Origin of the sequence: Streptomyces sp. TP-A0356, from assembly GCF_001417775.1 — a bacterium.
Classification (GTDB): domain Bacteria; phylum Actinomycetota; class Actinomycetes; order Streptomycetales; family Streptomycetaceae; genus Streptomyces.
Genome location: NZ_BBZJ01000012.1, coordinates 594,668 through 607,351 on the forward strand (window position 1 = coordinate 594,668; position 12,684 = coordinate 607,351).

10 protein-coding genes and 1 pseudogene are annotated in these 12,684 nt (G+C 71.6%); 7 read left to right on the forward strand and 4 right to left on the reverse strand.

The window, feature by feature from the left end; genetic code table 11:
- The first annotated feature begins 70 nt into the window (after positions 1–70).
- The 5 genes and pseudogenes from ASC56_RS02635 (at position 71) to ASC56_RS02650 (ending at position 6,232) form a co-directional block, all read left to right on the forward strand.
- Positions 71–1,906, forward strand: a complete 1,836-nt coding sequence (locus ASC56_RS02635) for a glycoside hydrolase family 15 protein (protein ID WP_055489459.1) — start codon at positions 71–73, stop codon at positions 1,904–1,906.
- 119 nt (positions 1,907–2,025) lie between these two features.
- Positions 2,026–3,195: an MFS transporter gene (locus ASC56_RS02640; RefSeq protein WP_055489655.1), complete on the forward strand. Its 1,170-nt coding sequence runs from the start codon at positions 2,026–2,028 to the stop codon at positions 3,193–3,195.
- A gap of 48 nt (positions 3,196–3,243) precedes the next feature.
- Positions 3,244–3,759: pseudogene (locus ASC56_RS37510) on the forward strand (cytochrome P450); the annotation flags it as partial.
- A 152-nt stretch (positions 3,760–3,911) separates the two neighbouring features.
- Positions 3,912–4,646 (forward strand): maleylpyruvate isomerase family mycothiol-dependent enzyme, encoded by a 735-nt coding sequence (locus ASC56_RS02645; RefSeq protein WP_055489460.1) that lies wholly within the window; start codon positions 3,912–3,914, stop codon positions 4,644–4,646.
- A gap of 104 nt (positions 4,647–4,750) precedes the next feature.
- Positions 4,751–6,232, forward strand: coding sequence for an MFS transporter (locus tag ASC56_RS02650; RefSeq protein WP_055489461.1), 1,482 nt, complete (start codon positions 4,751–4,753; stop codon positions 6,230–6,232).
- Positions 6,233–6,426: 194 nt separating this feature from the next.
- Here ASC56_RS02650 and ASC56_RS02655 read toward each other — a convergent pair whose 3' ends face one another.
- From ASC56_RS02655 to ASC56_RS02665, 3 genes are all read right to left on the reverse strand, one after another.
- Positions 6,427–7,092 carry a response regulator transcription factor gene (locus tag ASC56_RS02655; protein WP_055489462.1) on the reverse strand — a complete coding sequence of 222 codons (666 nt, stop codon included), beginning with the start codon at positions 7,090–7,092 and terminating at the stop codon, positions 6,427–6,429.
- The gene (locus ASC56_RS02660) at positions 7,089–8,327 is read right to left on the reverse strand and encodes a sensor histidine kinase (RefSeq protein ID WP_055489463.1); all 1,239 of its coding nucleotides are present in this window, start codon (positions 8,325–8,327) and stop codon (positions 7,089–7,091) included. The genes ASC56_RS02655 and ASC56_RS02660 overlap by 4 nt, the downstream gene beginning before the upstream one ends.
- Before the next feature lie 91 nt (positions 8,328–8,418).
- Positions 8,419–9,108, reverse strand: a complete 690-nt coding sequence (locus tag ASC56_RS02665) for a TetR/AcrR family transcriptional regulator (RefSeq protein WP_055489464.1) — start codon at positions 9,106–9,108, stop codon at positions 8,419–8,421.
- Positions 9,109–9,391: 283 nt separating this feature from the next.
- Here ASC56_RS02665 and ASC56_RS02670 point away from each other — a divergent pair, with 283 nt between their 5' ends.
- Positions 9,392–9,853, forward strand: a complete 462-nt coding sequence (locus tag ASC56_RS02670; protein WP_055489656.1) for a nitroreductase family deazaflavin-dependent oxidoreductase — start codon at positions 9,392–9,394, stop codon at positions 9,851–9,853.
- Here the strand turns inward: ASC56_RS02670 and ASC56_RS02675 are convergent.
- On the reverse strand, positions 9,843–11,075 hold the full coding sequence (locus ASC56_RS02675) for a geranylgeranyl reductase family protein (RefSeq protein ID WP_055489465.1): 1,233 nt from the start codon (positions 11,073–11,075) through the stop codon (positions 9,843–9,845). The genes ASC56_RS02670 and ASC56_RS02675 overlap by 11 nt on opposite strands.
- Positions 11,076–11,267: 192 nt before the next feature.
- Here ASC56_RS02675 and ASC56_RS02680 point away from each other — a divergent pair, with 192 nt between their 5' ends.
- Positions 11,268–12,623 carry a dipeptidase gene (locus tag ASC56_RS02680; protein WP_055489466.1) on the forward strand — a complete coding sequence of 452 codons (1,356 nt, stop codon included), beginning with the start codon at positions 11,268–11,270 and terminating at the stop codon, positions 12,621–12,623.
- Positions 12,624–12,684 lie beyond the last annotated feature (61 nt).

Below are 12,684 nucleotides of genomic sequence, written 5' to 3' on the forward strand. Positions count from 1 at the left end.
CGCTCCGACCTCCCCGTGTGCCTAAGCTGGTACCTGCGGTGCGCGTGCCGGGTGGTCAAGGAGGGCTGCGATGGCCGAGACGCCGAGCTACCCGTACATCACCGGGGACCCCCGGTACCTGCCGATCGCCGAGCACGGCCTGATCGGTGATCTCCGCAGCGTGGCCCTGGTGGGGACCAACGGCACCATCGACTGGTACTGCGCCCCGTCCTTCGACTCCCCGAGCGTCTTCGCCGCGATCCTCGACGCGGAGCGCGGCGGGTGCTTCGAGCTCACCGCGACCGTACCGGCGCGGACCAAGCAGTTCTACTTCCCCGACACCAACGTCCTGATCACGAGGTTCTTCACCGAGGACGGCGTCGGCGAGGTACAGGACTTCATGCCCATCGGCGCCGGCTGTGTGGAGGCCGAACGCCACCGGCTGATCCGGCGGGTCCTGTGCGTGCGCGGTTCCATCCCGTTCCGGGTGCGGGTGGCACCGCGGTTCGACTACGGCGCCCAGCCCCACACCGTCCGGCAGCTCGGCGACGTGGCGGTCTTCGAGTGCCCCGACATGTCGCTCGCCCTGACCGCCACCCTGCCCCTCGAAAGCGACGACATGGACGTGTGGGCGGACTTCAAACTCGCCGAGGGCGAGTCGGCGGTGTTCTCGCTGGACCAGGTGGGTGCCGAGCTGGCGCCCCGTATGTGCGCACGTGCCGAGGCGGAGAGGCAGTTCTCCACCACGGTGGCCTACTGGCGGCACTGGCTGCAGGCTTCGCGCTACCGCGGCCGCTGGCGGGAGATGGTCCACCGCTCCGCACTCACGCTGAAGCTGCTCACCTACGCCCCGACCGGCGCGATCGTCGCCGCGCCGACCACGAGTCTGCCCGAGCAGATCGGCGGCGAACGCAACTGGGACTACCGGTACGTCTGGGTACGCGACGCGGCCTTCTGCGTCTACGCCCTGCTACGGCTGGGCTTCAGCGGTGAGGCCGAGGCGTTCATGCAGTTCGTGACCCGGCACATCATCCCGGGCGACGGCGGGCCCTCGGGCCCGCTGCAGATCATGTACGGGATCGACGGCCGCACCGACCTGCCCGAGCGGGAACTCGGCCATCTGGAGGGCCACCGGGGATCCGCGCCGGTCCGGATCGGCAACGCCGCCGCCAACCAGCTCCAACTCGACATCTACGGCGCCCTCATCGACTCGATCTACCTCTACGACAAGTGGGCGCAGCCCATCTCCAGCGACCAGTGGGACGACGTCTGCGCGCTGGTGGACTGGGTCTGCGACCACTGGGAGCAGCCCGACGAGGGCATCTGGGAGACCCGCGGCGGGCGCAAGAACTTCCTGTACTCGCGGCTGATGTGCTGGGTTGCGATCGAACGGGCCATCCGGATGGCCAACCGCCGGGGCCTGCCCGCCGACCTGGCCCGCTGGCTGCGGACCCGCGACACCATCTACCGCCGGATCATGCGGCGGGGCTGGTCCGACGTACGCCGGGCCTTCGTCCAGCACGAGGGCGACGACGTCCTCGACGCGGCGGTGCTCATGATGCCGCTGGGCAAGTTCATCGCGCCCACCGATCCCAAGTGGCTGTCCACACTCGACGCCCTCACCCAGGACCTGGTCTCCGACTCGCTGGTCTACCGCTACGACCCGCAGGCGAGCCCGGACGGCCTGCGGGGCGACGAGGGGACCTTCTCCATCTGCTCGTTCTGGTACGTCGAGGCGCTGGTGCGCGCCGGCCGCGTCGACGAGGCCCGGCTGGCCTTCGAGAAGATGCTGACCTACGCCAACCATCTGGGCCTGTACGCGGAGGAGATCAGCCACACCGGCGAGCAACAGGGCAACTTCCCCCAGGCGTTCACGCATCTGGCGCTGATCAGTGCCGCGTTCAACCTGGACCGGGCCCTGGGCTGACGACACCGTCGAACACCGCGGTGAGGACGAGCGCCTGCCTCGGCTCCCTTGCCCTACCCCTGTCAGCGACCTAGCCTGAATTTGTGCCGCTCATAAACAAATCCCGATCGCACAGCGTGGTGCCGGGCAGCGACCTCACCCGACTCCGCACGGCCATCACCGCCTTCTTCGCCCTGGACGGCTTCGTCTTCGCCGGCTGGGTGGTCCGCATCCCCGCCATCAAGGAGCAGACGGGCGCCTCGGCCGGCGCCCTCGGGCTGGCGTTGCTCGGGGTGTCCGCCGGGGCGGTGATCACGATGACGCTGACCGGACGGCTCTGCCGCCGGTTCGGCAGCCATCCGGTGACGGTGGTGTGCGGGGTCCTGCTGTCGCTGAGCGTGGCGCTGCCCCCACTGACGCACTCGGTGCCCGCGCTGGGAGGCGTCCTGCTGGTCTTCGGCGCGGCGTACGGCGGCATCAACGTGGCGTTCAACAGCGCGGCCGTCGACCTGGTGGCCGCGCTGCGACGGCCGATCATGCCGGGCTTCCACGCGGCGTTCAGCTTGGGCGGCATGGTGGGTGCCGGGCTCGGCGGGCTGGTCGCCGGGTCCCTGTCCCCCGCCCTGCACCTGCTCGGGCTCACCGTGATCGGTCTGCTGGTGACCGCGGTCGCCGGGCGCACGCTCCTGCGTCAGGAGCCCCCGCTGCCACCGGATCGCGTACGGCCCGAGGAGTCCGCGCCGCGCCGCCCGGACACCCGGACCCGTGGCCTGGTGACCGTCTTCGGCCTGATCGCCCTGTGCACGGCCTACGGCGAGGGCGCATTGGCGGACTGGGGCGCACTCCACCTGGAACAGGACCTGCACGCCCACCCGGGCGTCGCGGCGGCCGGCTACTCCGGCTTCGCGCTCGCCATGACAGCGGGCCGGCTCTCCGGTACGACGCTCCTGGAACGGCTCGGACGGGTCCGTACGGTGGTGGCGGGCGGCGCCACAGCCTCCGCCGGCATGCTGCTCGGCTCGCTCGCCCCGTCCGTGTGGGCGGCCCTGCTCGGCTTCGCCGTCACCGGGCTCGGGCTCGCGAACCTCTTCCCCGTCGCGGTCGAACGCGCCGGTGCGCTCGCGGGCCCGGGCGGGGTCGCGGTCGCCTCGACACTCGGCTACGGCGGCATGCTCCTCGGCCCGCCCGCGATCGGTCTCATGGCCGACCGGTACTCGCTGCCCACCGCGCTCACCAGCGTGGCGGCGCTGGCGGCGGTCGCCTCCGCGATCGGATACGCGACCCGCCGACTGGCCTCCGACCGGACGTGAAACCGCGGGGAGACCACCGTGCAGGCGACCACCCGCACGCTCTGCGGCATGACCTCACACCACATCACCACCTCCGGCGCCTGCGCCTGCGCCTGCCCGTCCGCCTGCCCCCGAGCTCGTCGAGAACCCGGCCGTTGCCTACGCCGACCTGCACTCGCAGGACCGACTCCGACCAACACCGGCATCACCCCGCCCGCCCCCTTCCTCGCCACGCGGTCCTGGCCCTCTTCGACCACCCGGACCAGCTCGCCCGGCTCCGCGCGGAGCCCGACGCTGGAGCACGCGGTGCCCGAACTCCTCCGCCACGTAAGCCTCGTACGCGTCCGGGCCTCGATGTACACCCCCGAGGACTTCGAGTTCGCCGGGACCCCGCTGATGAAGGGCGAGAGGGTGACCGTGGCCCTGCTCGTCGCCAATCACGATCCACTGGAGTACGGCGAGGGTGCCGAACACCTCGACGTCATACGGGAGTTCGGCCGCGGCGACGGGCATCTCGCCTTCGGCCACGGTGCCCACTCCTGCCCGGGCGCCGCGCTCGGCCGCCTCCTGGTCCCGGTCGTACTCGGCCGGGTGCTCGTCCGCCGTCCCGACACCGCGTTCGCGGTGGCCCGGGAGGAGCTGGAGTTCGGGCACCGGCCGGGCGAGGGGTTTCAGCTGCTGCGGCTGCCGGTGCGGCTCTGGGCCCCGGAGCCAGCTCCATCAGGCACACTCGCCCCATGGAGACTGCCGAGTTCATCGAAACCCTCGACCGAGAGGGCCGGTTGCTGGCCGCGGCTGCCGAGGAGGCGGGCACCCACGCCACGGTGCCGACCTGCCAGGGGTGGCAGGTGCGGGATCTGCTGCGCCACACCGGCACGGTGCACCGCTGGGCGGCGGCATTCGTCGCCGAGGGATACACCGCGTACCGCCCGGGCGAGGGGCTGCCGGACCTCGACGGGGCCGAGCTCCTGGGCTGGTTCCGCGAGGGCCACCGGTACCTCGTCCGCACCCTCTCCACCGCCGCGCCCGACGTACGGTGCTGGCACTTCCTTCCGGCGCCCTCGCCCCTGGCCTTCTGGGCCCGGCGACAGGCGCACGAGACGGCCGTGCACCGGGTCGACGCGGAGTCCGCGCGTGGCGGCACGCCCACCGCGATCGGCCCGGCCTTCGCGCTCGACGGCATCGACGAGTTGCTGCGCGGCTTCCACGCCCGCCCGAGGAGCCGGGTCCGCAGCGAGGAGCCGCGCGTACTGCGGGTGCGGGCGACGGACGTGGACGGCGCCGTGTGGACCGTACGGCTGTCGGCCGAGCCGCCGGTGACCGAGCGGGACGGTCGCGCCGACGCGGACTGCGAGGTGAGCGGACCGGCCGCACAGCTGTGTCTGGCGCTGTGGAACCGGCTGCCGTTCCCCCAGGTGACGGGTGATGCATCGGTCGCCGCCCTGTGGCGTGAGAAGTCCGCCATCGGCTGAAGCCCAGCCGGAAGGGGAGCGCCGATCCGCGACATCGGCCATCCTTGTTGCGGGGAAGTTAAATGCACTTGCATCAAATGCATGCGCATGTAAGCCTCTGGGGCATGACCACTCCGCTCAACACCCCCGCGGTCGAGGGACGCTGGACACCCAGGCTGTGGGGCACCCTGCTGGTGCTCTGCGCCGCGATGTTCCTGGACGCGCTCGATGTGTCGATGGTCGGCGTCGCCCTGCCGTCCATCGGGACCGATCTCCATCTGACGACCTCCACGCTGCAATGGATCGTCAGCGGCTACATCCTGGGATACGGCGGGCTGCTCCTGCTCGGCGGACGCACCGCGGACCTGCTGGGCCGCCGCCAGGTCTTCCTGGTGGCCCTCGGTGTCTTCGCACTCGCCTCACTGCTCGGCGGGCTCGTGGACTCGGGTCCGCTGTTGATCGCCAGCCGTTTCGTCAAGGGCCTCAGCGCCGCGTTCACCGCGCCGGCCGGCCTGTCCATCATCACCACGACCTTCGCCGAGGGCCCGCTGCGCAACCGCGCCCTTTCGATCTACACCACCTGCGCGGCCACCGGCTTCTCGATGGGCCTGGTGCTCTCCGGCCTGCTCACCGAGGCCAGTTGGCGCCTGACCATGCTGCTGCCCGCGCCCATCGCGCTGATCGCCCTGCTGGCGGGTCTCAAGCTGCTGCCGCACGGCGAACGCGAGAAGGACCACAACGGCTACGACATCCCCGGCGCCGTCATCGGCACCGTCTCGATGCTGCTGCTCGTCTTCACCGTCGTGCAGGCGCCGCACGTCGGCTGGGCGTCCGCCCGCACGCTGCTGTCCTTCCTCGCCGTCGCCGTGCTCCTCGCCGTCTTCGTCCGCGTCGAGCGGCGCTCGACCGGTCCGCTGATCCGGCTCGGCGTGCTGCGCTCCGGCAGCCAGATCCGCGCCCAGCTCGGCGCGATGGCCTTCTTCGGGTCCTACGTCGGCTTCCAGTTCCTGGTCACGCTGTACATGCAGTCGCTGCTCGGCTGGTCGGCGCTGCACACGGCGCTCGCCTTCCTGCCCGCGGGCGCGCTGGTGGCCGTCTCCTCGACGAAGGTGGGCGCGATCGTCGACCGCGTCGGCACCCCGCGGCTGATCGCGGCGGGCTTCGCCCTGATGGTCGTGGGCTATGCGCTGTTCCTGCGCGTCAGCCTCGACCCGGTGTACGCGGCGGCCATCCTGCCGAGCATGCTGCTGATCGGCGCGGCCTGCGCGCTGGTCTTCCCCTCGCTCAACATCCAGGCGACCAGCGGCGTCGAGGACCACGAACAGGGCATGGTCTCCGGTCTGCTCAACACCTCGGTCCAGGTGGGCGGGGCGATCTTCCTGGCGGTGGTGACAGCGGCCGTGACCGCGAACGCACCGGCGCACCTCTCGCCGCAGGCCGTCCTCGACAGCTACCGGCCCGGTCTGATCGTGGTCACCGCCATCGCCCTGGCGGGCCTGCTGGTCACACTCCCGGGACTGCGCACCCGCCGGACACAGCGGTCCGTCGTGGTCGCCAGGTCCCTTCTGCAGGAGGCGGACGCGGATCCCGTTGCGGTCCGCGACTAGGGGGACGCCTCCTCGTGTGCGCCCGGCGGGGTTCCTTGCCCCGCCGGGCGCACGCCTGTCGGACTCGGGGGGATGGAGTACGGCGGCGGGCGAACGCGGCGCACTCAGGCCGAGCGGGACGCGATCACCGTCGAGACGGTCTGCGTGGCCCGTGTGGTCGGCGCGCTGCTCCGCCCCGGGCGCGGCGTCGCGGCTCAGCCCAGCCAGCCCGGCCGTACCAGTCCCGATTCATAGGCGAGCACCACGAGTTGGGCACGGTCGCGGGCGCCCAGCTTGACCATCGTGCGGCTGACGTGGGTCTTCGCCGTGAGCGGGCTGACGACGAGGCGGCGGGCGATCTCGTCGTTGGACAGGCCGATGCCGACCAGGGCCATCACTTCCCGCTCCCGCTCGGTGAGTTCGGCGAGCGACGCGACGGTCGCGGGCTCCTTGGAGCGGGCCGCGAACTCGGAGATGAGCCGCCGTGTCACGCTCGGGGAGAGCAGGGCGTCGCCCTCGACCACCGCCCGTACGGCGCGCAGGAGTTCGTCCGGCTCGGTGTCCTTGACCAGGAAGCCGGAGGCACCGGAGCGGATCGCCTCGAAGACGTACTCGTCGAGTTCGAAGGTGGTGAGCATCACCACCTTCACACCCTGCAGACCCGGCTGCCCGGTGATGCGTCGGGTCGCGGTGAGCCCGTCGACCAGCGGCATGCGGATGTCCATCAGCACGACGTCGGGCCGCAGTTCGGACACCCCGCGCAGCGCCTCCTCGCCGTCGGCGGCCTCCCCCGCCACCTCGATGTCCGGCTGGGCGTCGAGCAGCGCCTTGAACCCTGCCCTGACCAGCGACTGGTCGTCGGCGAGCAGTACGCGGATCACCGGTCCTCCTTGCGCTCGGGCGGCTCCTGGGACGGTACCTTCAGCGGCAGTACGGCGAGCACCCGGAAACCCCCGTCGGCACGCGGACCCGCCTCGATCGTGCCACCGAGCGCAGTGGCCCGCTCCCGCATCCCGGCGAGACCGTTGCCGCTGCCGCCCGCGTCGGCGCCGGTCGCGGGCCCGTCGTCGTCGACCCGCAGGCTCAGGACGCCCTCCGCGCGCTCGACGTGCACGCGCGCGTGCCGCGATCCCGAGTGCCGTACGACGTTGGTGAGGGCCTCCTGGACTATGCGGAACGCGGCGAGATCCGTACCGGGCGCCAGCTTCGGCGGCTCGCCCTCGACCGTGACCGTCAGACCGGCGCTCGCGGCCTGCTCGACCAGCTCCGGCAGCCGGCCGAGGCCGGGCGCGGGCGCGCGGGGCGCGTCACCCGGCGTGCGCAGGGTGTCGAGCACCTGGCGGACCTCCCCGAGCGCCTCCTTGCTGGCGGCCTTGATGGTGGTGAGCGCCGTGCGCGCCTGCTCCGGGTCGGAGTCGAGGAGCGCGAGGCCCACGCCCGCCTGGACGTTGATCACGGAGATGCTGTGGGCGAGGACGTCGTGGAGTTCCCGGGCGATGCGCAGCCGCTCCTCGTCGGCGCGCCGCCGTGCGGCCTGCGCCCGTTCGGCCCGCTCGCGCGCCCACTGCTCGCGCCGGATGCGCACCAGTTCCGCCAGCGCCACGATCGCCACCACCCAGGTGGCGATGACCAGTTCCTGCCCCCAGGAGGCGGCCGAGTCCCCGGGCGGCGGCAGCCACCGGTACAGCCAGTGCGACACCAGGGCGTGCCCGGCCCAGAACATCCCGAAGGCCGCCCACGCGGCCTTGCGGCGCCCGGCGGCGAGGGCGCTGAAGCAGCCGACGGCGACGGTGAAGAAGACCGGGCCGTACGGGTATCCGGCGCCCAGGTACACCGTGGCGACCGCAGCCGTCACGAACGCGACCGGCACGGGATGCCGCTGCCGCCACAGCAGCACCCCCGACGCCACGAGCAGCAGCAGATAGGCGAAGGCGTCGAGGGGCACACGGTCGCCCTGCTGACTGCGGGCGGCGAAGTGTGTGCCCATGACGACGAAGGCGGTGAGCAGCAGAGTGGAACGCCAGGGCAGACGGGAGCCGTGGCGCTCGTCCTCCCAGCGGTTCCACCATGGCGTCCCGTGCCACCGCCACGGGACGGATGTGCGCTGCTCCTCCATGGGGTTCACGCTAGACGTCCCCTGCGGGGGACGACGTCAGCCCGGCGAGGTGATCACGCGTACTCCCCGGGGAGTACGTCACCGGGCGTACTCACCGCTGCGCCATCAGGCCATCCGCCAGTCGCGCCGCAGCGTGCCGGAAGAACGCCTCACGATCCTCCACCACCTTGTTGAACTGCCCGAACACCTCGAACCCGACCAGTCCGTACAGCTGCGCCCAGGCGGCGACCATGGCCGTGACCAGCTCCGCCGGGAGGTCGGGCGCCAGGTCGGCGGCCATGCGCCGGGCCTCGGGTTCCAGTTCCGCGGGCAGCGGGGTGGGAGCCCCTCCGTGCTGCCGGTACGCCTCGCGCACGATGTCGATCAGCAGGACGCCCACGCGGGAGGCCGGCGGAATGGTCGCCTCGGGCGCGAAGTACCCGGGCACGGGGGACCCGTAGATCAACGCGTACTCGTGCGGATGCGCGAGCGCCCAGCCGCGCACGGCTTCGCAGACGGCGAGCCAGCGCTGCGCGGGGGCGGCGTCCATGGCCTGGGTGGCCGCTGTCTCGGCCGCCTCGCCGAGGGAGTCGTAGGCGTCGATGATGAGCGCGGTGAGCAGGTCGTCGCGGCTGGGGAAGTAGCGGTACAGCGCGGAGGAGACCATACCGAGTTCCCGGGCGACGGCGCGGAGCGAGAGCCGGGCGGCGCCCTCAGCGGCGAGCTGTCTGCGCGCCTCGTCCTTGATGGCGGCGGTGACTTCCATCCGGGCACGGGCGCGGGCTCCTTGTGGGGTGCTCATGCGGGCAGTGTGCCACGCTTCTGGAGCACTGCACACGTTACGGAGCGGTGCTCACTCCCAGGGGGCGGCTTGCACCACACAGGAGGGCGAGAGCACCGCAGGAGGGCAAGGGCAGCGCACAGGAGGGCAAGGGCAGCGCACAGGAGAGTGAGAGCACCGCACAAATACAAGAGCGCCGCTCTTGCTTTGGATCACCGATCTCCCCCACACTGTTCATCGAGCGAGAGCACTGCTCTCGAACCATGGGTGAGAGCGCCGCTCTCCCGATTCGGTGGGGGTCACCATGTCGACGTCTTCGTCGTCGCCGTACTACCTCAAGGGCAGCCCACTGGCCGTCCGGTTCAACAACGCCGTCGGCTGGCTGGCCCGCCACGGGCTCAGCATCGCCGGCACGGCGGAGATGTCCGTGCGCGGCCGCAAGAGCGGGCAGATGCAGCGCATCCCGGTCAATCCACACACGCAGGCGGGCGAGCAGTACCTCGTCTCCGCCCGCGGGCACTCCCAGTGGGTGCGCAACATGCGGGTGGCGGGCGGTGGGGAGCTGCGCGTGGGGCGCAAGGTCCGCGAGTTCACCGCGGTGGAGCTTCCCGACGAGGAGAAGCTCCCGATCCTGCGCGCCTATCTGGAGAAGTGGGGCTGGGAGGTCAACCAGTACTTCAAGGGAGTCACGGCCAGGTCCACCGACGAGGAGATCGTCGCCGCGGCCCCCGACCACCCCGTCTTCCGGATCACCGTCAGGAACTGACCTCGTCGCCCGCGGGCCCCGGGTCGAGCGCGGTCAGCGCGCGCTGGGCGATCGGGTGGGTACGGACGATCTCCCCCACGGACGTGGAGCCCTGGGTGATGTCCTTGAACGCCTTCCAGGCGGGACGGAAGCCGGTCAGAGCCGCGTGGAACAGGCCGGGACGGCGCTCGAACACCATCAGCAGCCGCTTGCCCACACTCATCTCGACGCCCAGGCCGGCCTTGATCGCGAACGCGTAGTTCAGGGCCTGCCGACGCGTGTCCACCGCGTCGTGCGCCTCCGCGATCCGCACCGCCCACTCCCCCGCGAGCCGTCCCGACCGCAGCGCGAACGAGATTCCCTCACGGGTCCACGGCTCCAGCAGCCCCGCCGCGTCCCCGCACACCAGCACCCGCCCGCGTGACAGCGGCGAGTCGTCGGCGCGGCAGCGGGTCAAGTGCCCGGAGGAGATGCTCGGTTCGAAGCCGGCGAGCCCGAGCCGGGCGATGAAGTCCTCCAAGTACCGCTTGGTGGCGGCGCCTTCACCGCGCGCGGAGATCACACCGACCGTCAGCGTGTCGCCCTTGGGGAAGACCCAGCCGTAGCTCCCCGGCATCGGGCCCCAGTCGATGAGCACCCGGCCCCTCCAGTCCTCGGCGACGGTCCCGGGCACCGGGATCTCCGCCTCCAGGCCCAGATCCACCTGGTCGAGCTTCACGCCGACGTGCGCTCCTATCCTGCTCGCGCTGCCGTCCGCGCCCACGACGGCACGCGCCAGGAGGGTCTCGCCGCCCTGCAGGACGACAGCGACCGTACGCCGGTCCGGGACCGCGGAGCCGTGCTGCTCGACCCGGGAGACCGTCACACCCGTCCGCAGCTCCGCGCCCGCCTTCTGCGCGTGCTCGACCAGCTGCTGGTCGAACTCCGGGCGGTTGATCAGCCCGAACAGCATCTGCTTGGAGCGACGGGTGCGGCTGAAGCGGCCGTTGTTCGAGAAGGTGACCGCGTGCACCCGGTCGCGCAGCGGAAGCTCGAAGCCGGGCGGCAGGTTGTCGCGCGAGGGGCCGATGATGCCGCCGCCGCACGTCTTGTAGCGAGGCAGCTCCGCCTTCTCCAGCAACAGGACGCTGCGTCCCGCGACCGCCGCCGCATAGGCGGCCGAGGCCCCCGCGGGTCCCGCGCCCACCACGACGACGTCCCACACCCGCCGCACGCCGTCCGCCGAAGAGTTCTCGCTGCTCACGATGGTCTACTGCTCCCGATCAAGCCGCTGCCGCACCTGTCTCCCGCATCCTACGGCGGCGTCCGCGCAGGCCGCTGTGGGAGGATCGGCAGCGTATGCGCACTGCACACCAGTACGCGCCTACGCACACACGATCAACACGTATACGGAAGTACTCATCAGTACAACGTCGCACCTACAAGGAGCGTGCCCATGTCGTCGAATCCGGTCGCCGATACCGTCGCCTCGCTGATGCCCAGGGCGAAGGAGGAGCTCACCGAACTGGTGGCCTTCAAATCGGTGGCGGACTTCGACCAGTTCCCGAAGAGCGAGAGCGAGGGCGCTGCCCGGTGGGTCGCCGACGCGCTGCGCACCGAGGGGTTCCAGGACGTGGCGCTGCTGGACACCCCGGACGGGACACAGTCGGTCTACGGCTACCTGCCCGGTCCCGAGGGCGCGAAGACGGTCCTGCTGTACGCGCACTACGACGTGCAGCCGCCGCTCGACGAGGCCGGCTGGACCACCCCGCCGTTCGAGCTGACCGAGCGCGACGGCCGTTGGTACGGGCGCGGCACCGCCGACTGCAAGGGCGGCGTCATGATGCACCTGCTGGCACTGCGCGCGCTCAAGGCGAACGGCGGCGTGCCCGTGCACGTCAAGGTCATCACCGAGGGCTCCGAGGAGCAGGGCACCGGTGGTCTGGAACGGTACGCCGAGGAACACCCGGACCTCCTCGCGGCCGACGCCATCGTGATCGGGGACGCGGGCAACTTCCGCGTGGGCCTGCCGACGGTCACCTCGACGCTGCGCGGCATGACCCTGGTCCGGGTACAGGTCGACACGCTCGAAGGCAACCTGCACTCGGGCCAGTTCGGCGGAGCCGCGCCCGACGCGCTCGCAGCGCTGATCCGCGTACTGGACTCGCTGCGGGCCGAGGACGGCTCGACGACCGTCGACGGGCTGGCCGCCGAGACGCGTTGGGCGGGCGTCGAGTACGCGGAGGAGCAGTTCCGCAAGGACGCCAAGGTGCTCGACGGAGTGGAACTGATCGGTTCCGGCTCGGTCGCCGACCGCATCTGGGCGCGTCCGGCCGTGACCGTTCTCGGTATCGACTGCCCGCCGGTCGTGGGCGCGACCCCCTCGGTCCAGGCGAGCGCCCGCGCGCTGATCAGCCTGCGGGTGCCGCCGGGCGTGGACGCCGCCGAGGCGACGAAGCTGCTCCAGGCCCACCTGGAGGCGCGCACGCCGTGGGGGGCCCGGGTGCGGACGGAGCAGATCGGGCAGGGGCAGGCGTTTCGCGCGGACACCTCCAGCCCTGCGTACAGCGCGATGGCCGGGGCGATGGCGGCCGCCTACCCGGGCCAGGAGATGCAGTACGCGGGCCAGGGCGGTTCCATCCCGCTGTGCAACACCCTCGCGTCGCTCTATCCGCAGGCGGAGATTCTCCTCATCGGTCTGAGCGAGCCGGAGGCACAGATCCACGCGGTCAACGAGAGCGTGTCCCCGCAGGAGCTGGAACGCCTGTCGGTCGCCGAGGCGTTGTTCCTGCGCAACTACGCGGCGAGCTGAGCCGCTCTGCCGACAGCGAAGGGTCCTCGCCCGCGGGCGGGGCCCCTTCTACGGTCCTGCC